General features: G+C 69.9%; 13 protein-coding genes and 1 pseudogene. 10 read left to right on the top strand and 4 right to left on the bottom strand.

Annotated elements, in window-relative coordinates:
- The first annotated feature begins 8 nt into the window (after positions 1 to 8).
- The 5 genes from GWK61_RS17775 to GWK61_RS17755 are packed head-to-tail and all read left to right on the top strand — an operon-like array spanning position 9 to position 7,153.
- Positions 9 to 1,427: a condensation domain-containing protein gene (locus GWK61_RS17775; RefSeq protein ID WP_194909503.1), complete on the top strand. Its 1,419-nt coding sequence runs from the start codon at positions 9 to 11 to the stop codon at positions 1,425 to 1,427.
- Positions 1,424 to 2,443 (top strand): methyltransferase, encoded by a 1,020-nt coding sequence (locus GWK61_RS17770; protein ID WP_194909502.1) that lies wholly within the window; start codon positions 1,424 to 1,426, stop codon positions 2,441 to 2,443. Before GWK61_RS17775 ends, GWK61_RS17770 begins: the two co-directional genes overlap by 4 nt.
- Before the next feature lie 38 nt (positions 2,444 to 2,481).
- Entirely contained in the window at positions 2,482 to 4,182 is a 1,701-nt protein-coding gene (locus GWK61_RS17765) for an ABC transporter ATP-binding protein (protein WP_194909525.1), read from the top strand.
- 50 nt (positions 4,183 to 4,232) lie between these two features.
- Positions 4,233 to 5,969, top strand: coding sequence for an ABC transporter ATP-binding protein (locus tag GWK61_RS17760; RefSeq protein ID WP_194909526.1), 1,737 nt, complete (start codon positions 4,233 to 4,235; stop codon positions 5,967 to 5,969).
- Positions 5,969 to 7,153 carry a nucleotidyltransferase family protein gene (locus tag GWK61_RS17755; protein ID WP_194909501.1) on the top strand — a complete coding sequence of 395 codons (1,185 nt, stop codon included), beginning with the start codon at positions 5,969 to 5,971 and terminating at the stop codon, positions 7,151 to 7,153. Before GWK61_RS17760 ends, GWK61_RS17755 begins: the two co-directional genes overlap by 1 nt.
- 1,425 nt (positions 7,154 to 8,578) lie before the next feature.
- Here GWK61_RS17755 and GWK61_RS17750 read toward each other — a convergent pair.
- Complete coding sequence (locus GWK61_RS17750) at positions 8,579 to 12,538, bottom strand: Kelch repeat-containing protein (RefSeq protein WP_194909500.1); 3,960 nt, start codon at positions 12,536 to 12,538, stop codon at positions 8,579 to 8,581.
- Between the two features lie 245 nt (positions 12,539 to 12,783).
- Between GWK61_RS17750 and GWK61_RS17745 the strand changes: the two genes are divergently transcribed.
- Positions 12,784 to 14,547 (top strand): hypothetical protein, encoded by a 1,764-nt coding sequence (locus GWK61_RS17745; RefSeq protein ID WP_194909499.1) that lies wholly within the window; start codon positions 12,784 to 12,786, stop codon positions 14,545 to 14,547.
- On the opposite strand, the gene GWK61_RS17740 is transcribed toward GWK61_RS17745, so the two are convergent.
- Complete coding sequence (locus tag GWK61_RS17740; RefSeq protein ID WP_194909498.1) at positions 14,480 to 16,702, bottom strand: NB-ARC domain-containing protein; 2,223 nt, start codon at positions 16,700 to 16,702, stop codon at positions 14,480 to 14,482. The genes GWK61_RS17745 and GWK61_RS17740 overlap by 68 nt on opposite strands.
- A 263-nt stretch (positions 16,703 to 16,965) precedes the next feature.
- Here GWK61_RS17740 and GWK61_RS17735 point away from each other — a divergent pair, with 263 nt between their 5' ends.
- Positions 16,966 to 17,277, top strand: a complete 312-nt coding sequence (locus GWK61_RS17735) for a hypothetical protein (RefSeq protein WP_194909497.1) — start codon at positions 16,966 to 16,968, stop codon at positions 17,275 to 17,277.
- A gap of 126 nt (positions 17,278 to 17,403) precedes the next feature.
- On the opposite strand, the gene GWK61_RS17730 is transcribed toward GWK61_RS17735, so the two are convergent.
- A complete protein-coding gene (locus GWK61_RS17730; RefSeq protein ID WP_194909496.1) occupies positions 17,404 to 17,835 on the bottom strand; it encodes an aminotransferase class IV in 432 nt (143 codons plus the stop codon).
- A 242-nt stretch (positions 17,836 to 18,077) separates the two neighbouring features.
- Here GWK61_RS17730 and GWK61_RS17725 point away from each other — a divergent pair, with 242 nt between their 5' ends.
- From GWK61_RS17725 to GWK61_RS61545, 3 genes are all read left to right on the top strand, one after another.
- Complete coding sequence (locus GWK61_RS17725; protein WP_194909495.1) at positions 18,078 to 18,593, top strand: pyridoxamine 5'-phosphate oxidase family protein; 516 nt, start codon at positions 18,078 to 18,080, stop codon at positions 18,591 to 18,593.
- A gap of 157 nt (positions 18,594 to 18,750) precedes the next feature.
- Positions 18,751 to 19,719 (top strand): ABC transporter ATP-binding protein, encoded by a 969-nt coding sequence (locus GWK61_RS17720; protein ID WP_194909494.1) that lies wholly within the window; start codon positions 18,751 to 18,753, stop codon positions 19,717 to 19,719.
- Between the two features lie 2 nt (positions 19,720 to 19,721).
- Complete coding sequence (locus tag GWK61_RS61545) at positions 19,722 to 20,615, top strand: ABC transporter permease (protein WP_228562492.1); 894 nt, start codon at positions 19,722 to 19,724, stop codon at positions 20,613 to 20,615.
- On the opposite strand, the pseudogene GWK61_RS17715 reads toward GWK61_RS61545, so the two are convergent.
- Positions 20,607 to 21,650 (bottom strand): annotated as a pseudogene (locus tag GWK61_RS17715) (bile acid:sodium symporter family protein); the annotation flags it as partial. The gene GWK61_RS61545 and the pseudogene GWK61_RS17715 sit on opposite strands and share 9 nt — an antisense overlap.
- Between the last annotated feature and the right edge of the window lie 165 nt (positions 21,651 to 21,815).

Genomic DNA, 21,815 nt, shown 5'->3' with positions numbered 1-21,815 from the left:
CGGCGGGAATGTCGGCGGAGATACCGGCGAACGAAGTGGCACTACCGTTCCACGGGTCCACGTCCGGCACCGGTCCGCTCACCTGGGGCCAGACCGCGATCTGGGACGTGCTGGCCTGGCTCGGTCCGGACGCAGTCACCCTGAACCGGCTCGCCTGGTGGGAGCTACCGCCGGGGACCGATCTGGACCGCGTGACACGTGCCCTGCCCGCGCTGGTCGAACGCCACGACTCGCTGCGCTCCCGGTACTTCCAGGGCCCGAACGGCCCGCTCCAGGAAGTCGACGCGACCGGAGAGCTGTCGCTTCGTATATATGCGCACGAAGAGGGCAGCCCGGCGCCGTCTCGGGAGAACGTCGGCGAGCAGCTGCGGCAGGAGCCGTTCGACAACGCGCGCGATCTGCCGATCCGGTTCGGACTCGTCACACGGGCCGGCGTGCCCGAGGCGTTGTTCGCGTCGATCTCGCACATGGCGGTCGACGGATCCAGCTTCCCGATCCTGTCGGCGGACCTGTTGGAACTCCTTGCCGGCCAGGAACTCGGGCCGGCCGGCCAGCAGCCGCTGGCGCGGGCCGAGTACGAGGCCTCGGAGACCGGTCTGGCGCGCGAGCGCCGGGCCCTGGCCTTCTGGGCCGACCGGCTCGGCGATCTGCCGGAGCCCATGCTGATGCATGCCGGACGGGCCGATCAGCCCGACTTCCTGTGGGCCCGGATCGACTCCCCCGCCATGGCGTTGGCCGCACGCTCGCTGGCGGCCCGCTTCGGCGTGGAGGCCGGAACGCCGGTCCTGGCCGGTCTGGCGCTGGTGCTCGCCGGATACACCGGCGAGACGGAGACGGCGCTGCGGCTGATCGTCGCCACCCGGTTCCTGCCCGCCTCGCGCAACCTCGTCGGCGCGTTCAATCTCAATGCCCTGTTCCGGGTGAGCGTCCGCGATGAGCCGATTTCGGCTTTTGTGCAGCAAACGGCCGGCGCTCAGCTCTCCGCGCTGCGGAACTGCGAGATCGATCCGCGCAAGCTCGATGCCCTGATGGCGGAGACGGCGCGGAGTCGCGGTCTGGACGGCAGCGAAGGGTACTGCTTCGTCAACGACGTCCGGTTGGAACGGCAGCGGTATGGCGCCGCGGATCCCATCGTGGCATCAGAGCTGGCCGCCGGGATCAAAGCGGCGCTCCCCCGGACGCGAATCAGTGAGCTGCCACCCGGGAACGCGCCGAAGACGGCCAACCTGTTCGTGCACGTCCACAACACCTCCGAGCAGGCCTACCTCCGACTCGGCGGTGAGCGGCGGTTTCTCGGATCGCACGGGCCCGCGGGCTTCCTGCGCGATCTGGAGCAGACCTTGATCCGAGCCGCCGGCAACCCCGACCTGCCCGCCGCCGAGGCGTTTCCGAAGCTGCCCCACACTCCGATATCCAATGTCCGATGACTGAGAAAGGCGGTTCCATGGATCCGGATGCCAAGGCGCTGCGCTCCCTCGCCCTGGGGTACCGGCTCAGCCAGGCCCTGTACGTCTTCGCCGAGCTCGGCATCGCCGACGCGCTGGCCGCCGGCCCCGCCACGGCGGCCGACCTCGCGCTGAAGGCCGGCGCGCACGAGGGCTCGCTGACCCGGCTGCTGCGCCTGTGCCGGGCGATGGAGCTGGTCGACGAGCTGCCCGACGGGACGTTCGAACTCACCGCGCGCGGCACCCTGGTGCGCACCGACGTCCCCGGCTCGCAGTGGCCGCGGGTGCGTGCGGCCGGCGAGGCCTGGCAGTGGGACAGCTGGGGCCGGCTGCTGGAATCGGTGACGACCGGCCGGTCGGCCTTCGAGCAGCACTACGGGTCGAACTCCTTCGAGTATTTCGACAAGACCCCGGGCGTCGGCGAGACCATGATGGGCCGCACCACCGAGGAGGCGCGGCGGCGCGGTGCGGCCATCGCAGAGGCCTTCGATTTCGGCTCGGTGCGGCGCGTCGCCGACATCGGCGGCGGCCGGGGCGCGATCCTCGGCGAGATTCTTAGTCGGAACCAGCACCTCGGCGGAGTCCTGGTCGACCTTCCGTACGCCGTCGCCGGTGCGCAGGAGGTGCTGGCGGGCTACGGCGTCGCAGAACGCTGCGAGGTCGTCGCCGGCGACTTCCGTACCGATCTGCCCGGCGAGGCCGACGTGTGCCTGCTGTCGGCGGTCGTGCACAGCTGGTCCGACGCCGACTCTTCGGCTTTGATCGGCCGCTGCCTGGACCGCTACGGCAAGGTGCTGGTCGTGGACGAGGTCGTGGACACCGTCCAGGCCCCGATCGAGGTCCTGCTGAAGGACTTGCAGCTGATGGTGTTCTCCGACGGCCGGCACCGCTCGCTGGAGGAGTACCGACAGATGTTCGCCGCAGCCGGAGCACGCCTGGCGAGCAGCGCGCCGATCGGCAAGAACGAGCTGCTGATGGAAGGAGTGCCGGCGTCGTGATCGAGCTGCTCCGCCGTTTCGCCCGGCCCTACACCGGCATGATCTGGGCCGTCCTGGTCCTGCAGGCGCTACAGACCGTGGCCCTGCTGATCCTGCCGGCGCTGAACGCGGCCATCATCGACCACGGGGTACTGGGCCACGACAAAGCCCTGATGCTCCGGTACGGCGCGGCGATGGTCGGCGCCGCGATCGCGCAGGGCGCGGCGGCCGTGGCGGCGGTGCTGCTCAGCGCGCGCGTATCGACGGCGATGGGCCGGGACCTGCGCGCGGCGGTGTTCGAGCACGTCCAGGACTTCTCGGCGCCGGAGATGGCCCGACTCCCGGTGTCCTCGCTGGTCACCAGGACCACCAACGACGTGCAGCAGATCCAGATGCTGCTGACGGCGGCGCTCACGGCCGCGGTCACCGCGCCGGTGCTGGCCGTCGGCGGGGTGGCGATGGCGCTGGGCCAGGACGTGGCGCTGTCGGGGCTGCTGGCCGCGCTGGTGCCGGCGCTCGCGCTGATCGTGGCGGCGCTGGTGCGCCGGATGCGGCCGCTGTCGCAGACGCTCCAGGAGCGGATCGACGGTGTGAACCGGGTGCTGCGCGAACAGATCGCGGGGATCCGGGTCACCCGCGCCTTCGTCCGGCAGCCGGCCGAACGGGCCCGGTTCGAGGGCGCGAACCGCGGCCTGGCCGACGTCTCGGCGCGGCTGGGCCGCGTCTCGACGCTGCTGATGCCGCTGGTGGTGAACCTGGTGAACGTCGCCGGGGTGGCCGCGGTGTGGATCGGCTCGAACCGGGTCGGGCACGGGATGCGGATCGGGGCGCTCACGGCGTTCCTCACGTATCTGGTGATGATCCAGGGCGCGCTGCTGTCCGCGGCGTTCTTCGTCATCGGCCTGCCGCGTGCGCAGGTGTGCGCGGTGCGCGTGGCCGAGGTGCTCGACACGGTGCCCGAGGTGGCCTCGCCGCCGGATCCGGTGCGGGAGGTGAGCCGGCCCGGCTGGGTGAAGCTGCACGGCGTCGGCTTCCGCTACCCCGGCGCCGAGGAACACGTGCTGTCCGGCGTCGATCTGGTCGCCGAGCCCGGCACCACGACCGCGATCGTCGGCTCGACCGGCACCGGCAAGACCACGCTGCTGGCGCTGGCCTGCCGCCTGATCGACGCCACCGACGGCCGGATCGAGATCGGCGGGCAGGATGTCAGAGCCCTGGCGCCTGAGACGTTGGCGGCGCACGTGACGCTAGTTCCGCAGGAGCCTTATCTACTGTCGGGGACGATCGCGTCCAACCTGCGCATGGGCCGGCCGGAGGCGACCGACGAGGAGTTGTGGGACGCGGTGCGCACAGCGCAGGCCGAGGACTTCGTCGCCGCCCAGCCCGCCGGGCTCGACGCACCGGTAACGCAGGGCGGTGCCGGCTTCTCTCGCGGACAACGACAACGGCTGGCGATCGCACGAGCTTTGGTGAGGCGGCCTGCCGTGTATCTGTTCGACGATTCCTTCTCAGCCCTCGACTTCGCCACGGAGGCCGCGCTGCGCCGCGCCCTGGCGATCGAGACGGCGGGCTCGACGGTCCTGGTGGTCGCGCAGCGGGCCAGCACGGCGCGGGCCGCGGACCGGATCGTGGTGCTGGACGGCGGGCACGTGGCCGGCATCGGCACCCACGACGAGCTGCTGCGCACCAACGAGGTCTACCGGGACATCGTTCGCTCGCAGCTCGGTGCGGCGGCGACCGAGGCGGAGGTCGGATCGTGACGGAGCAGACGATCGAGGCGCCCACGGACTTCCGCCAGTCCGCCCGCCGGATGTACGGGCTGCTCGGTCCGAAGCGTCGGCTGTCGGGTGTGGCGGCGCTCGGCGTCGGCAGCATCGCCCTGAACGTGAGCGGGCCCTGGCTGCTCGGGCATGCCACCGACCTGGTGTTCCACGGCGAGCACGGAAGCGACCTGGCCTGGACGCTGGTCGCGGCGGTGCTGGCGTACGCGGGGTCCGGCGCGTGCTGGATCCTGCAGGGGCGGCTCACCACGCGCGTCGTGCAGAAGGCGATGTTCTCGCTGCGCGCCGAGGTCGCCGACAAGCTCACCCGGCTTCCGTTGTCCTACCTGGACGGCCGGACGCGCGGCGAAGTGCTGAGCCGCACTACGAACGACATCGACAACGTCGCGCAGGGCCTTCAACAGACCCTGAGTCAGATCACGAACTCCTCGCTGCTGCTGGTCGGCGTGCTGGGCATGATGTTCTGGATCTCGCCGCTGCTGTCGGTGGTCGCGATCGTCGCGGTGCCGCTGTCGATGTACTTGACCAAGGTGCTCGGCGCTCGCGCGCAGCGCCGGTTCGACGAGCAGTGGAAGATCACCGGGACGCTGAACGCGCGCGTCGAGGAGACGTACAGCGCCTACAGCCTGATCAAGCTGCTGGGCCGCAAGCAGGAGATCGTCGCGAGCTTCCGCGAGGAGAACGAGGCGCTGTATCAGGCCTCTGCGCGGGCCCAGTTCATGAGCGGGCTGATCGGTCCGGTCACCACGGTCATCGGCAACGCCAGCTATGTGGTCGTCGCGGTCGTCGGCGGGTTCCGGCTGGCCTCCGGAGCGCTGTCGGTCGGCGAGGTGCAGGCGTTCATCCAGTACTCGCGGCAGTTCACGCAGCCGCTGATGGCGGTGGCGAGCCTGGCGAACCTGGTGCAGTCCGGGGTCGCCTCCAGCGACCGGGTCTTCGAATTCCTGGCGGCGCCGGAGGAGGACCGCGACTTCTCGGCTCAGCTGCACGAGCCGGTCCAGGGCTTGGTCAGCTTCGAGAACGTCTCCTTCCGCTACTCCCCCGACCGCCCGCTGATCGAGGACCTGAGCTTCACAGTCCGGCCCGGGCGCTCGGTGGCGATCGTCGGGCCCACCGGCGCCGGCAAGACCACGCTCGTCAATCTGCTGATGCGCTTCTACGACGTCACCGGCGGCCGGATCACGATCGACGGCACCGACATCCGGGACGTGGACCGCGACGCGCTGCGCTCGCGCCTGGGCATGGTGCTGCAGGACACCTGGCTGTTCCACGGCACCGTGGAGGAGAACATCGGCTACGGCCGCCCCGGCGCCACCGCCGAGCAGATCCGGCAGGCGGCGCGCGACGCCCGGGTGGACCACCTCATCAGAACCCTGCCGAACGGCTACGAGACCGTCGTCGACGCCGAGGGCACCGGCCTGAGCGTCGGCGAACGCCAGCTGATCACCATCGCCCGCGCGGTCCTGGCCGATCCGGCGATCCTGCTCCTGGACGAGGCCACGAGTTCCGTGGACACCCGGACCGAGCTGCTGATCCAGGAGGCCCTGACGCGGCTGGCGCAGGGGCGGACCAGCTTCGTCATCGCGCACCGGCTGTCCACGATCCAGGACGCGGACGTGATCCTGGTGATGACCAACGGCGCGATCGTCGAGCAGGGATCGCACACCGAGCTGCTGGCCGCCGATGGCGCGTACGCGCGCCTGCACGCGGCCCAGTTCGCGCACACGACGCCGACCGACCCGACCCCGCAGAGGATGGTTCCCTGATGAGCGACATCGGCGAAGACCGCCCACTCGCCCCGTCCCCCTGGCCGCGCCCCGAGCACCACCTGATCGTCGCCCTGGCCCGCCCGGAGCTGACCCCGACGGACCGCACAGCCATCCGCGCCTTCCTCACCGAGCACCGCGCCGACCTGGAGTGGGGCGAGTTCATCGACCAGGCGAGCCGCCACCAGGTGCTCCCCATCGTCGCGCGCCAGCTGACCCGCCACCGCCTGACGCACAGCGAAGAGGGCAAGCCCCTGATCCCCTACCGCTGGATCTACTCCGACGTCTACGAGGGCAGCCGCCGCCGCAACGAGATCCTGGCCAAGGAGTACGCCCTGGTACTGCGCACCCTGAACGACTCAGGCCTGGAATACCTGATCCGCAAGGGCCCCGTCCTCGGCGAGCACGTCTACCACGACCCGGCCCTGCGCCGCATCTCCAACCTGGACGTCTTCATGCGCCGCGACAACTACCCGACATGGGAGAAGCTGGCCGCGGGCCTCGGACTCCAGATGGGCGAGCTGTCCGCGGACGGCTCCTCCATCGTCCCCTTCGACCGCCGCACAGTCCTGTACTGGCGCATGAACCTGACGAACACATCACTGCCCTACGCACGCCTCGGCGACCGGGACGTGGTCGAGTCATACCTGGTATCGACGATGTTCAGCCTCTTCCAACCGATGCTGGGCATCAAGGACGACGCCGAGGACTTCCTCACCCGCAGCCTCCCGACCACCCTCTACGGCGAACCCTCCCGCATGCTGCACCCGGTGGACCAGATGCTGGACTCCCTGATCCAGATCCACCTCCGCGCCACACTGTTCTACTACATCGAGAGCGGCAAGGACCTCCTGGTCCGCAACTTCCTGGACCTGGCCCACCTGATCCGCCAGGCCCCACCGGACTACCTGAACGACCTGCGCGAACGCGTGGCGCAGTTCGGAGTAGAGCGCAGCGCCTTCTACTCCCTGCACTACACGCGCCTGCTGTACCCAGAGGTCGTGTCCGCCGAGGCGGTGGAGGCCTTCCGCCCCGAGGACACCGGCTACCTGGACGAGTACGGAGGCTTCGACGGCGGCCACTTCATCTGGCAGCGCTCATTCGCCGAACGACTGTTCGACCGCCGCCGGATCGAGGAGGTGGCAGGCCGGAGCCAGGTGCCGGGGCCTCGGTCGATGGTGTGAGGGGGCTTCGGGGCTGCCGCTGAGAGAGCTGGCGGCTGGCCGCAGACATCGGCGGCGAGCAGGCCGACGCGGCCAGGCGGCCGGGACCGAGGAGAACCAGCGCGGTGCGGCCGGCGGCTGGCATCGGCCGGGCGGCGAGCGAGGCCGGTGCGGCCAAACCGGCGGCATCGAGGAGAACCAGCGCCTTGGCAGCCGACGACTAGCATCGGCGGCGCGGCGAACGAGACCAGTGCGGCCAGGCCGACGGCTCGAGCGAGAACCGGCGCCCCGGCGACTGCAAGTGGCGACGGGACTGCGCGACGGGCCATGTTGTTAGGGGGTCCGAAGGACCATGCGGGGTGTTGGTTCTGGGTCCCTCGCCGCGTCAGCGGGCGCAGCCAACCTGCCCGGTTTGGCGGTGTCAAGCCGGACGGAGCTGGACCACAGCAGCAGCGATGCGGCTTGATTCCGCCAAACCGGGCTGGTTCCGTTTACGGCGATGACGCGGCGAGGGACCCAGAACCCGGCGACCACAAGCAGCGACCGCCACCGCACAACGCGACGCAGGCAACAGCGGATAGAAAGCCGAACAGTCGCGGACCGCCGCCAAACAACCCGACGCGCGGGTCGCCCCCTCGTCGAGGAGGCCCGCCAGAGGCCTCAAGGCACCCACCAAACGCGGCAGACAGCCGCCCGCATGACGTGTGCGCAGTGACTCGGACTCACGCGCGGTCGTGCACGCGAAAACCGCCACCCGCCAACGCACCATACACAGACTCGGACCAGCGCGCGGTCGTGGACGCGAATACCAGCGGCCGCCAGCGCGACGCATTTCGCTCAACCGAACTGCGTCCCCCTGCGAGGTCATCAAACCGTGCGCGAAGCCGTCAAAAAACGCCTGTCAAACCACAGACAAGTCGCACCCAGGAGCACTCAAAGACCAGGCCAGAAACTGCCCGGCCTGGCCCTCTTACCTCAATTCAGCGAGATCCCGCTCAGCACATCCCACTCAGCGCACCCCGCTCAGCACACCCCGCTCAGGACACCCCGCTCAACACGCTCAACACCCCCCATCATCCGCCCAAACCGCCCAAGAAGCCGGCGCCCCCGGCGTAGCCCCAGTCAAGTACCACGTAGAAGCGCAACCGCGGCACCAAACGCCGCAAGCCGAGCGGTCCACCCGGACCGCATGTGTGACGCCGAGCGAATCGTGTCCACTCGGACTCCTTTCCATGGCAAGGGGACGACGGACTCGCGGCACGCCACGAGCCTTCCGTCCTGGACAGGGAATCGGCGGTCGGCCGAGAGGTGAGACCGGCCGCCCCGCTGAGCGGCAACGTAATCGCCACCACAGGTCTAGACAACGTGCCAGAGCCCTGACTCAGTCCTTGATCTGACCTGGCTCCGGCACGCCGCCGACGTTGTCGAACCCTTGCCCGGGCCCCCTTAACCCTTGTCCGCGACCGTCAAAGTCACCGCGACGGACGGGATGGCGTAGGGGGTACTGCTCCCGAAGACGAGCCCGGCCGTGTAGGTCCCCGGCTCAGCACTCTGCGACGTACTCTGCGACGCGCTCGCGTCCAAGGTGACGGTGATGGTCCTCCGCTCGCGGGGTTGCAAAGTAAGGCGCGTCGCACTCTCGGTCAGCCAGGGGACGGTCACACTCGGGTCCACCGCGTACCCCGGCAGGTGCTCCACGTCCGTCGTGGGCAAGATGCCGGCAGAGGAGCCGCCGAGCTTGTAGAAGCCCAAAGCTCCGGCGCCCCGATAAGTGGCGGTGGTGGCGTTCGGCAACGCGCGCCAGCCATCGGTATTCGGGTCGAAGGCCTCGCTCTGATTGGTCAGGACGCTTCCAGTAGTGACGCCGCTGGAGACGACCAACATGCCATCGGCTCCCGCATACGCCGCGCCCCACAACGGAGTCGGCATGTCGGGCAGCGCGGACCAGGTATCGGTAGCCGGGTCGTAGACGTAAGTGTGCGGGATGTTCGCGCCACTGGCGTTGGTGCCGCCGGCGCAGTAGAGCCTGTCGCTGATGGCAGCGCAGGAGGTCCAGGCAATCGATTCGGGATACGGAGCGGTATGGCTCCAGGTGTCGGTCGCCGGGTCGTAGGCGGAGACGTCGGTGGTCCCACAGGTCGTGCTCCCACAGCCACCGACAAGGTAGAGCTTGCCGTCCAGGACGGCGCTGCCAGCCCCGGCGTACGGCGTGGGCTCCGACGCACCGGTGGTCCAGGTGTTGCCAGCGAAGTCGTAGACCTCCAGCTTGCTATCGACGGTCCCGGTAGCGGTCCAGCCGCCGGAAACGTAGAGCTTGCCGCCGATGACGCCGTGCCCGGGCGCCTGGCGGCCGTCAGAGGCCGAGGCGAGCTGGGTCCAGGTGTTGGCCGTCGGGTTGAGGACGTAGAGGTTGCCGCTGGTGTCGTCGCCGAAGGACAGCCCCGCGTCTCCGAAGCCTGCGTAAACCTGACCGTTGTAGGCATCTGCGACGTCGTCCATCACGACGCCTGGGAACGACTGCGTGTTCTGCCACGCGTCAGGCGGCGACGGCGCCGGGTGGTTAGTGTCAGGAACCTGAGTTTGAGGGGCTCCCGCAATATGCCCCATCGCGTAGCTACCCGGGATCCGCTGAAGCGGAGCGCCCTGAGTTGCGTTCGGCGCGAGAGCCGACGCTGAAGCCGAAGCCGCGGCCTGCTGCCCGATCAACAGCGTCGCCGGCGCACTCCCCGTATTGGTGACCGTCAGTGTCCTGCGAGTATGCCCACCCGGCTCCACCGAAGCCGAAATCGAACCAGGCCGCACCTGCAACTGCCCGGCCTTGAGCCAGTAGTTCGCCGCGACAGCACTGTTCGCGCGCACGTTCACCGTCTGAGCTGCGCTGACATAGTTGACCTTGGCAGCGGTCAGCACATGCTTTCCGAGCCCCGGAACAAACAGCGAGAAGGACCCACCCGGCAGGTACGGGTCGTTCGGGTTGGCGACAGTCTGCGTCCGCACCGACGGATCGTCCTTGTCAGTGACCGCAGCGTCGACCGCTCCCTGGCCGGTGTTGGCGTCACGCGCCGTCCCGACGACCACGCCGCCGGCGATAGGCGTGAAGTCACGCTGGCCGACGAAGACGTCGTCGATCCCCCAGTACTTGCCGTAGCGCGTGGTGATGTACTGGAAGCGCAGTTGCACGGACGACTTGCCCGCATAAGCAGTAAGCGGAACATCGATATGCGTGTCGGTGAGGATGTACTCACCAGCGTTGATCTCAGAGTCCGGAGTCCAGACGGTGCTCCAGGTGGCGCCGCCGTCGGCACTGGCCTGCACGTCGATCTGCTGGTAGTACGGGTTGTCCCACCACATGGTGTCGAACGCGATTTCCGGGCGCGTGTCACGACTGAAGTCGTAGACCGGGGTGACCAGCGCGGTGTTGAAGCTGCTCAAGAAGTTCTGGTTGGTGTCGGCGACGGCGAACCCGCCGCTGCCGCCGGTCTGGTTGCCCTGCTGGCCAGGGTCGTCGAACTGCCAGCCGACGGGCGTGCCGGGAGCCGTGACGACGCTCCAGCCGGCGGGCGCCGACGTGGTGGAGTCGAAGGTCTCGGTGGATCCGGTCAGCGTGAGTTTGTAGCCAGGTGCGGTGGCCTGCCACGGGTCGGCGGTCGCCGCCACGTTCACCGACTGCGCAGATCGCGCGACGTGCACGGTCTTGGTGACGGCGTCATAGCCGGGCGTCGCGGGCGCGAAGTCGAGGGTGTAGTCGCTGTTCTGAGGCAGGGTCAGCGTGTAGCGGCCGGTGCGCGGGTCCGTCCAGACGGGATTGGGGTCGCCGTTGACGCTGACCTCCGCGTACAGCGGCCAGCCCTGGCCGGAGCCGTCGGTGACCGTGCCGGAGACGGTCGCGCTGGGCACCTGCGTCAGACCGATGTTCTTCGTGGCAGTGGTTCCCGCCTCGACGTTTGCCGTCGTGCTGTCGGTCTTGTATCCGTACGCGGTGATGGTGAGGTCGCGGCGTCCGGCAGGCAGAGCGAGCGAGTAATGCCCCTGAGAGTCGGTGTGGGTCACGTCGGTCCCGTCGCTCACCTCGGCTCCGACGATCGGCCGGTCTGCGCGGCGGTCCTTGACCGTGCCGGTCAGCGTGCCGTGCGGGCCGGTCCGAAACGCCTGGAGCCCATTAGGGGAGCCCAGGCCGGTCGGGCCGTCGTAGCCGGACGTTGCATTGCACAGATAGGCGACCGTGCAACCGCCGTTGGTGCCGATGTTGACGTCGTTGAGGCCCGTGCCCGCAGAGTACGGATACGAGTTGGGGTTGGTCCCGGCGGCCGGGGTGCCCGCGTCGGCGTAGACACCGGCGATGATCGGGGCGGCCACACTGGTGCCGCCGAAGACGCTCCAGACGCCGCTCTGGTAGACGGCCACGCCGGTGTTCGGGTCCGCGACGGCGGAGACGTCGGCGACCGCCCGGTGCGCGCAGCCGGTGTCGCGTTGGAAGGCGGGCTTGGGCTCGTAGAGCGAGCAGCCGGATCCGGCGCCGGACCACGCCGACTCCGTCCAGCCGCGAGCGGTGCCCGGGGCACGGGTCAGGTTCGTGCCGCCGACGGATGTGACGTAGGGCGAGGCCGCGGGGTACGCCACGCCGTAGCTGGAGTCGCCGGAGGACGCGATGACGGCGACGCCGGGGTGGTCGTAGTAGGGGTCCAGTTGAGTCGGGTCGGCCGGGTCCTCACCGGAACCCGGGACGGAGGTGTATTCCGAGCCATAGGAGTTCGACACGAACTTGGCGCCGAGAGCCACCGCCTCGTCCACCGACGCGCCGAGGTTGGTGCTGCTGGGGTCGGTGGCCTCGACGAGCAGGATGTGGGCGTTCGGCGCGATCGCGGAGACCATGTCGAGGTCCAGGGATATCTCCCCGGCCCAGCCGCCGTTCGGCGGCGGGTACTGGGTGCCGCCGGTCTGGTCGACCTTGCTGAAGCAGCCGCCGGCGCTGGTGCAGGCGGGCAGACCGAACTGCTGGCGGTAGGTGGCCAGATCGGCCTCGGCGGTCGGGTCGTCGTAGGCGTCGACGATGGCGATGGTCTGCCCTGATCCGCCGTCGGACGGCAGGGAATACGCGCTTCGCAGATCGGCCGGGCCGTAGCCGGCCGGGGCGGCGTCGAGGGCCTGCGCGTGGGTGGACTGCTTGACGTCCGTGCGGCGCAGCGCGAAGCAGGAGAACGTCCCCGGCTTCGGGACGCCGCAGACGGACTGGAAGGTCGGAGTGCCGGCGGCGGAATCCCCGGCGGTTGTGGGTGCCGTCTTCGGTATCGCGCCGGCGGCCGCGGCCGGCGCCGACATGCCCCACGCCAACGCGGCGGCGGACAGCACCGCGACGAAACCACCTCGCTGTGGCGTGCGACGCCCTGATCGAACCATGCGGAACATGAATCTCCCTGCTGTTTCCTGGCCGGGTCGTCACCGAAGCGCCGATGATTCCGCGCGATCCACGGCTGCTTGACAGTGCCCGCTTTGACAGGATCCTTACGGGCATACCGAGAACATGCATCCCAATACCCTGATGGCGCAAGATGTCCGCGTAACCGATGCGGCGCAGGGACGGGAGCGGATCGGGGCGGATCGGGGCGGGAGGAGATCAGCGCTGCGTCCGCCGGGCGACTAGGGTAGAATGCATGATCTTTCGGACACCGGACACCGGACACCGGACACCGGACACCGGACACCGGACACCGGACATGAGGCCGGCATTTGAGGCCGTGCCGCGTCCGACCCTGACCGTGGACCGGCGAGTCCTGGCCGTGGCCCGCACCGTGCCGGCCACCCGCCGGGTCCTGGACCTCCTGGCGGTCCTCGACGGCGACCGCCGGGTCAGCGTGACGTTCGCCTATGACGCGGGCTCCGCGTTCGGCACCCAGGTGCCCGACCAGCTGGCCGCCTCCGGCGTGACCGCCGTCCCCTTCGAGCGCGCCGCCGACGAGCCGTGGGACCTGGCCCTCGCCGCCAGCGCGAACGGTCCGCTGCACCGCCTGTCCGCCCCGGTCTTCGTGGTCCCGCACGGCGCCGGCCACAGCAGACGTCTGACACCCGGCGGCTCGGCGCCGGTGCTCGGCATGGCGCCGGACCAGCTGATGCACGACGGCCGCGTCGTCCCGGCCGCGATCGGACTGCCGCACCCGGACGACGCGCGCCGGCTGGCCGAGCAGTGCCCGCCGGCGCTGCCGCGTGCCGAGATCATCGGCGACCCGTGCTGGGACCGGCTTCTGGCCAGCAGGCACCGCCGCGCGCAGTACCGCGCCGCCTTCGGCCTCGGTCCGGAACGCCTGGTCGTCGTGAGCTCGACCTGGGGCCCGGCCTCGCTGTTCGCGCGGCATCCCGACCTCGTCGAACGGCTCACCGCCGACCTGCCGTGGGACGACTATCGCGTGGCGCTGGTCCTGCACCCGGCGGTCCGGGCCTGGCACTCCGAACAGCAGGTCCGCCGTTGGCTGCGGCCCGCGCTGGACCGCGGATTGATGCTGCTGTCGCCGGATGACGAGTGGCGAGCGGCCGTCGTCGCCGCCGACGCGGTGATCGGCGACCACGGATCGGTGACGCTTTACGCGGCGGCGCTGGGCCGGCCGACCGCTTTGGCCTGCTTCAGCTGGGAGGAGATCGCCCCTGACACGCCGATGGCCGCGCTGACCGGGACGTCGGCCGGATTCGCCGCCGAGAAGCCGGTCTGGCCGCAGGTCGAGGCGCTGATCGAGGCGGCCGGCCGGGTTCCGGGCCCGGTGGCCGAGCAGGCCGAGGCCCTGGCAGCGCGCTCGTTCGACTACCAGGGCCGGTCGCTCGATCGGATCACGACGGTCGCCTATCGCCTGATGGATCTGCCCGCGCCGGAGTGGATTCGGCAGGCGGCGGCCGTGCCCCTGCCGACGCGGCCCGACTCGGCACCGACGTCCTGGTACTTCCAAGCCGAGATCGACGCGGATGAGGTGGCGGTCCTCAGGTGGCCCGCGCCTTGGTCGTCGCCGGACGCCGGCTCGGGCAAGGCCCGGCTGTTGGCGGACGTCTTCGACCCGAACCCCCGGCTGGTCCGTGCGGCGACGGTGCTGATTCAGCATGTTGACACCGCGACGGACACTGCGACTGGTACCGAGGCCGAAGCCAGCTCTGAGGCAGAGATCGACCTCGCCGACTACCCGGCCGCCTACGTGCGAGCCGTCGTGTATCCCGGCCGCGTGGTCCTCACCCTGCGCGGCCAGGGGACGTTCGAAGCCGTCACCGATCGGCTGCCGCCCGGGTTCGACCCACGCGTCATCGCCGCCGCAGCGCACGCGATGGTGTTCCAGGCGCGCAGGCCGCTCGGGCCGGAGCTGCGGATCTCGGTCAGTCGCCGGACAGCGACAGTCCCCGTGCGTGCAGCATCTTCGCCGTCTCCATGTCCTCCGACATGAGCTGATCGCGCAGGTACGGCATGGCGTTCTTGGCAGCTTCTGCGACACTCGCGCCGTCGCCGACGGCGAGCTGTGCCTCTGCCAGGTCAAGCCAGAGCCGACCGTGCAGCCGGTCGTCCTTCTCGCCGACCCGCCGCAGCGCTTCCTGCAGGATCGGGACGGCCTGATCGGACTTCCCCGATCGGGTGAGCGCACGGCCCATCAGCTGCGACATGAGCACGACGCCGCGGTCGTTGCCGATCTGCTCGTGGCCGTGTCGGGCTTGCTGGAACAGCCTGTACGCCGCCTCGGACTCGCTCTTGTCCAGCGCGACGAGTCCGACGAACTCCGTCACCGAGGCCTTCAGCTTCGCGTCAAGAGAGGTATCGGCGGGGCCCGCGACGAGCGCGGCGGCGGCGTCCACTTGTTCCTGGGCTTCGTCGAACCGTCTGGCTTCCCTTAGCGGACGCGAGAGCAGGCACCGCATCCTGGCCTCGTACCGGTTGTCGCCGAGGCGCTGAGCGGCGGTGGCCGCGAGCCGGTAGACGTCGACGAACGCCATGCCGGGGCGGCGGTTGACGAAGTAGGTCTGCATGGCCTCGGCCATCCGGACCACGAGGGCGTACTCCTCTTCGAGGAACGCCTCGTTCATGAGGCCGACCAGCCGGTCCTCGTGCTGCCCGACCCATGTCAGAGCCTGCGACGACGAGGTGAACGGATTCGTGGCGGCGTCGAGGGGCACTCTCGCCAGGCGGAGGGGGGCGTTGCGGGAGGTGGCCGTGTCAGCGTACTGAATCATGGCCGCGTACCAGTCACGGAGGGCCACGCGCGCCTCCTCGTGCCTGGCGGTCGAGTACTCCCCGGCCTGCTGGAGCATTTCCCGCGCGTGCATCCGGATCACGTGGTTGGCCGACAGATCCGGCCCGGTCAGAGCCACGTCGATCAGGTACCGCACCTTGAGGTCCAGGAGTGCCCGCCGCGTCGCGGCTCCCAGCCCGGAGACTTCCGCGAGCCAGGCGGCGCCGAACGCCGATCCCTGGTCCGGTAGCAGACCCAGCGTGCGGTAGGCCTGCTGAGCGTCTGGGGGCAGGCGTGCGTAGGACTCGTCGAACACCCGCATCGCGCCCGTGCCGACGGAGCGGAGCTCGTCCATCTCCGCAGCGCCGTCGGCCAGGCGGCGGGCCAGGCCGCTCATGGTGCTCCCGGTCTCGCCCACCAGGATCCCGGCGGCGATCCACAACACCGCGGGGATTCCGGCGCAGGCGCGCACCACCTGTTCCAGGGCGTCGTCGTCATCGAGCTGGCCGGGTAGCAGGACCTGCTCGAAGTACTCGGCTGCGGCCTCCGGGCCGAAGCCGCGCAGCTCGTGGTGGATCGTCCGGGCGCCGAGCAACTCCGCGATCTTCTGGTCGGCGACCACGATCGCCATGCTGGTCGCCGAGGCTGGGAGCAGCGGCTCGACCTCGCCGGGCTGCGTGACGTGGTCGAAGACGACGCACAGGCTCCGGCCCCGGGTGAGCCGTCGCCACCACTCGACGGCGCGGCCGGGCTCCAGCGGGATCAGTGAGGGCACCAGCCCGATCTGGAAGAGCAGCCGCGCGGCGACCGCGCCGGGGTCCGCGGGGACGCCGGCTCTCAGGGCCTTGAGGTCCACGTAGTAGATGCCGTCGGCGAAGTGCTGCGTCTCCGGATGGTGCACCCAGTGCCGGACCAGGTCGGTCTTGCCGATGTTCGGCTGGCCCGCGAGGTAGAACAGCGTCGCGATGTCGCCGCCGGCGTGTGCGGCGTTGACGATCGCGGCCCGCTCGGCTTCGCGGTCGGCGAAGATCCGGGGCTCCGGCGGGTACTCGGGCTCGGCACGGCGCAGCTGGAACTCCGGGCCGATGATCTCGGCGTCGATGAGGTTCGCCAGCCAGTCGCGGAGGAGACCGGCGAAGTCCGGCGCGGAGTCGACCTGGCGCAGCACCAGCAGCGCGAGGTCGCGGGCGTCGGAGTCGCTGAGCGCCTTCTTCCGCTTCAGGAGCTTGGCGGCCGTCGCGTTGTGCGCACGGATCCAGTCGACCATCGCGTCTCCGGCGGGCTTACCGACGCCCTCACCGACCCGCTTGGCGACCGCGCCGCCCGCCGCGCTCAGCGCCTTGAATCCGGCGGCCACCAGAAACGTCGTCGGTTCCACCGCGGACCGCCTCTCCCCGTCGCCGAGCGATGCGAGTGTCTGATCAGAACTCTGATCCTAGTCGGCGCGCGCCGCCCGGCCGCAAGGCCGCGCCGGGCCGTTTGCCCGAACCATCCACCATAACCATCCACCAACGATCCACGACCGTACGGTGGACAGCAGCCCGCCACTGTGCGAACGTCGAGTCGTCCTCGACACGCACGAGTGGAGCCGACGAGGGAGGCACCGTGTCCGTCGGGTGGGAATCGACGACGCTTTTGCGCGTGGCGGATCGGGCGCACGTCAGATCCGCACCGTCCGGCGACGGCCGGGAGATCCAGGGTCTGATCGAGTGCCCGCGCTGCCATCGCGTCACCGACTGGCTGATCGCCGCGACCGGGACGCACGTCGACGTGGCCTGTCGCTGCGGGAACCGATGGCGGATCCAGGCGAGCCTGAAGCAGGTGGTCGGCCTCGCCGAGAGCCCGCCGATCGACCCGCGCTGGACCTGCCTGGACGACGCACGGCGTGCGCTGGGGTTCGCGCGGCACGTCGGTGCGCCGCGGGTGCTGCGGCGGCGGGGGCATCGGGAGTAGGTGGTCCGGCGGGCCGGTTCGGGCCGGTCAGGTCGCTTCGGGCCGGATCGGGCCGCGTTAGGTTCGGGTCGCTTCAGGCCGCGTTGCGTCGCTGCGTTGCTTCGCGTCGCGCGAACTTCAACGATGTCAGACGATCTCCCAGGGCGCTGATTCGTAGACCTGGTAGAGCGTCGTCATGAGGTCGTCGTCGACAGCCAGCGGCATCCCGTCGATCGCTGCGACCGGCGCGACACCCTGCGAGTTCGTCACGAACGCCGCGCGGTAGGTCGCCACGTCGTCGAGCGTCACTCGGGCCGTCTTCGAAAGCAGTCCGGCGCTCGGGCCGTGGCGTTGCAGGAGCTGCTTGGTGATGCCGTCGAGCGCCGGGGCGTCGGGCCAGGTGATCGCCGCGCCGTCGAAGAACCCGATGTTGGCGATGGAGGTTTCGGAAACCGTGCCGTCATCCGCGGTCAGGAGCGCGTCGGCGTAGCCGGCGTCCTCGGCGGCGCGGCCGTGGTAGATCTGGCCGAAGCTGCCGCCGACCTGCTTGATGTGGGCCAGCGGCCGCTGGTAGCGCACGCTGCGCAGGCTCCACGGGACGCGCGGCGGTCAGGACGTCGGCGTCGGGCGTCCGGCCGTTGATCTCGATGCGGAGCACCCGCTCGAGTAATCACCGATGCCGGACGGCAGCGTCGGGGCGACGCCGTGGCAGGATCGCGGGAGGATTCCGACCGGGCACCTCTTCGACCACGCATTCGACCACCCATTCGACCAGGAACCCGACCACGAGCCCGACCTCGAACCCGCGCAGGAGGACACCGATGTCCCAGACCGAACCGACCGTGGATTTCAACGCGGACTTCAGCGAGCCGGCTGCCAGCGCCCGGCCCTGGGCCGAGGTCGCCGAGCTGCTGTCGAGCTCGGAGATGTTCTGGTTGTCGACCGTGCGTGCGGACGGCCGTCCGCACGTCGTGCCGCTGCCGACCGTCTGGCTGGACGGAGCGCTGCACTTCTGCACCGGCTCCCGGGAGCAGAAGGCCGTGAACCTGCGGTCCAACGCACACTGCGTCCTGAGCACGGGCTCCAACCACTTCCGCGAGGGTCTGGACGTGGTGGTCGAGGGAAGCGCCGTCCGCGTCATCGACCGGGCTCAGCTCGAACGGCTCGCGGCGCTGTGGAAATCGAAGCTCGACTGGGATTTCGACGTCGCCGAGGACGCGTTCCGCGATCCCCAGAGCCCGAGCGGGGACGTGCTCGTCTTCGGTGTCGCGCCGGTGAAGGTCCTCGCGTTCGGCAAGAGCCCGTACAGCCAGACCCGGTACCGCTTCGGCGCATGAGCCGGGAGCGGTACATCGGAGGATGACGCCTCTCATCCTCACGGAGTACGACCCTCTCCCCTCCCAGTCGGACGCTCGCCGCCGCTCGACGGCGCTACCGTCGGCCCCGGGCCCGGCGCGACGCCGTGGCCCGCCCGCCGAACGGGAGGCGACTGTCATGATCGAGGCTGCGGGCCTCACCAAGCGATACGGCGACAAACTCGCCGTCGACGATCTGTCCTTCAGCGTCCGGCCCGGTCAGGTGACCGGTTTCCTGGGGCCGAACGGGGCGGGGAAGTCAACCACGATGCGGATGATCCTGGGGCTGGACGCGCCCACGTCCGGGACGGTGACGGTGAACGGCAAGCCGTTCGTCGCCGCGGACCATCCGATGCGGGAGGTCGGGGCACTGCTGGACGCCAAGGCCATCCACGGCGGCCGCTCGGCCTACAACCACCTGCTGTGCCTGGCCCAGACCAACGACCTGCCCACCCGGCGGGTCGGGGAGGTGCTGGAGATGGTCGGCCTGGCGGAGGTGGCGCGCAAGCGGTCCAAGGGCTTCTCCCTGGGCATGGGGCAGCGCCTGGGCATCGCCGCGGCGCTGCTCGGCGACCCGCGGGTGCTGATGTTCGACGAGCCGGTCAACGGACTGGACCCGGAGGGCATCCTGTGGATCAGGAACCTGATGAAGGCGCTGGCCGCCGACGGACGGACCGTGTTCGTCTCCAGCCACCTGATGTCCGAGATGGAGCACACCGCCGACCACCTGCTGGTGATCGGGCGCGGCCGGCTGATCGCCGACTGCACCGTCGCGGAGTTCATCGAGCGCAACTCCGAGCAGCAGGTCAAGGTGCGCAGCCCGCACGCCGACAAGCTGGCCGAGCTGGTCTCCGCGGCCGGCGGCCGGGTCACCGCCGACGGCGGCACCCTGCACGTGGCCAACCTGCCGCTGGAGCGCGTCGGCGACCTGGCCTTCGACAACGGGATCCGGCTGCACGAGCTGACCTCGGTGCAGGCCTCCCTGGAGGAGGCGTTCATGGAACTCACCAAGGACAGCGTCGAGTACCACGCCGCCGTCCCCGCCGCTCAGCGTGCCGAAGTTGCCGAACGTACCGAATCCGGCGCCGAGCAGAAGGCCGAGGCCTGACGATGACCACCCTGACCGCCGTCGGCCTACCGCCCGCCAAGGGCCGCGCCGGCTTCCCCGGCGCCCTGCGCTCGGAGTGGACCAAGATCCGCTCGGTCCGCTCCACCACCTGGACCCTGCTGGCCACCGCCATCGTCACCATCGGCATCAGCACCCTGTTCGCCTGGGGCCAGTCCGGCCACCTCGGCCAGGGCGACCTGCCGAACTTCGACCCGGTGCGCAGCTCGATGTTCGGGATCGTGTTCGGCCAGCTGGTGATCGTCGTCATCGGGGCGATGACCCTGTCCGGCGAGTACACCACCGGCATGATCCGCACCTCACTGTCGGCGATGCCCCGCCGCGGCGTGGTGTTCGGCGCCAAGCTGACCGTGTTCACGCTCGTGGCGCTGGTCACCGGCCTGTTCTGCAGCTTCACCTCCTTCTTCATCGGCCAGACGTTCTTCAACGACGTCACCCTGCAGGACTTCGGACCGGTCAAGCCGGGCTCCCCGGACCAGCCCGTACCGTCGGCCCCGGTCCACCTGCACCTGTCGACCACCCTCGGCGCCCCGCACGTGCTGCAGGCGGTGATCGGCGGCGGGCTCTACCTGGCGGTCAGCAGCCTGCTCGCCTTCGGCCTGGCCGCCCTGCTACGGCACACCGCTGGGGCTATCACTGCGGCGATCGCGCTGCTGTTCGTGACCTTCATCATGACGCAGTTCTTGCCGCACGACTGGGCGGTGCACGTCGACAAGTGGATTCCGTTCCTGGCCGGGAGCCAGATCTGGGGCATCCACAAGCTCGGCGGCGACGCGGTGCCGATGCTGTCGGCGTGGGCCGGGTTCGGTGTGTTCACGGCTTACGCGGCGATCGCGCTTATTGGTGGGGCGGTGTTGTTTCGCAAGCGGGACGCTTAGTGGGGGTGGTGCCGGAGCCGACTCTGGTTCTGACGCTCGCTCTGGTGGCGGCGCGTGCGACCAGTGTCTGGCGATGACGGAGCAGACGAGTAGCTGCGTCTGATGGAAGATCATGATCGGGAGGACGACGGAGCCGGCGTCCGGCCCGAACAGCACCGCCGCCATCGGCATGCCGTTGACGAGGCTCTTCTTCGAACCCGCGAAGACCAGGGTGATCCGGTCCGCGGGTTCGAAGACGTGCAATCGCCCGACGGTTGACGTGACGCCCAGGACCACGGCCAGCAGGCCGACGTCGATGGCCAGCAGCGTGAGCAGGCGCGCGGGGGTGAGGCTGTTCCAGAGCCCGTCGGCGGCACCCTGACTGAACGCGGTGTAGACGACGAGCAGGATGGAGCCCCGGTCGATGTAGCCGAGCAGGCGCCTTCGACTGGCAAGGCTGACACCGATCCAGCGGCGAACGGCTTGCCCGACGACGAACGGCAACAGGATGCTGCCAGCCAGGTCACCCAGGCGCGCGGCGTCGAACCGCACCGCGGTGCCCAGCAACCCGGCAGCGAGCAGCGGGGTGAGGACCATGCCCAGAAGGCTGGAGCAGGTGCCCGCGCACACGGCCGCAGGAACGTTGCCGCGTGCGACGGAGGTGAAGGCGATCGAGGACTGGATCGTCGACGGCAACAGGCACAGGAACAGAACGCCGGTCGCCAGACGCGCACCGACCAGCCCGCTCAGCACCGGCGACAGGGCCAGCCCGAGCACGGGGAACAACACGAAGGTGCTGGTGGCGATGGCGGTCTGCAGGCGCCAGTGGCGCAGCCCGGCGAGCGTCTCCTGAGCGGACAGGCGAGCCCCGTAGAGGAAGAACAGCAGCGCGACGGCCGCGTCGGCCGCGTGGTTCACCGCATACTGCGCCGCCCCGGTGGCGGGGAAGGCCGCGGCCAGGGCGACGCAGCTCAGCAGCGCGAGGATGTACGGATCAACCGCCTTCGAGGCGCGGCTCGGCGGACCGCAGGGGACGGATACGCGCTGGGCAATCATGACGCCACACTCGCCGATTGGGCAGCACGCGGGTACACGGCGGCGCGGAGCCTGGCGGCGCGCATCGAAGCCGGGTTGTCGCCGACGTTGTAGTCGAAGCGCTTCGACCACTTTCGTCGAACGCGTGGTTGCTGTTCGATGACTGATTCTTTACCGGCGCATCCT

Origin of the sequence: Catenulispora rubra (assembly GCF_015356825.1) — a bacterium.
Lineage (GTDB): Bacteria > Actinomycetota > Actinomycetes > Streptomycetales > Catenulisporaceae > Catenulispora > Catenulispora rubra.
Note: the sequence above shows the minus strand (reverse complement) of the source record. Positions and strands in the feature narration are given on the sequence as shown.

Coding starts and splice junctions, on each gene's coding strand:
- GWK61_RS17755 (WP_194909501.1), top strand. CDS start 5,969: ATGAGCGACATCGGCGAAGACCGCCCACTCGCCCCGTCCCCCTGGCCG.
- GWK61_RS17745 (WP_194909499.1), top strand. CDS start 12,784: ATGATCTTTCGGACACCGGACACCGGACACCGGACACCGGACACCGGA.
- GWK61_RS17720 (WP_194909494.1), top strand. CDS start 18,751: ATGATCGAGGCTGCGGGCCTCACCAAGCGATACGGCGACAAACTCGCC.
- GWK61_RS17725 (WP_194909495.1), top strand. CDS start 18,078: ATGTCCCAGACCGAACCGACCGTGGATTTCAACGCGGACTTCAGCGAG.
- GWK61_RS17750 (WP_194909500.1), bottom strand. CDS start 12,538: ATGTTCCGCATGGTTCGATCAGGGCGTCGCACGCCACAGCGAGGTGGT.
- GWK61_RS17770 (WP_194909502.1), top strand. CDS start 1,424: ATGACTGAGAAAGGCGGTTCCATGGATCCGGATGCCAAGGCGCTGCGC.
- GWK61_RS17760 (WP_194909526.1), top strand. CDS start 4,233: ATGTACGGGCTGCTCGGTCCGAAGCGTCGGCTGTCGGGTGTGGCGGCG.
- GWK61_RS61545 (WP_228562492.1), top strand. CDS start 19,722: ATGACCACCCTGACCGCCGTCGGCCTACCGCCCGCCAAGGGCCGCGCC.
- GWK61_RS17765 (WP_194909525.1), top strand. CDS start 2,482: ATGATCTGGGCCGTCCTGGTCCTGCAGGCGCTACAGACCGTGGCCCTG.
- GWK61_RS17775 (WP_194909503.1), top strand. CDS start 9: ATGTCGGCGGAGATACCGGCGAACGAAGTGGCACTACCGTTCCACGGG.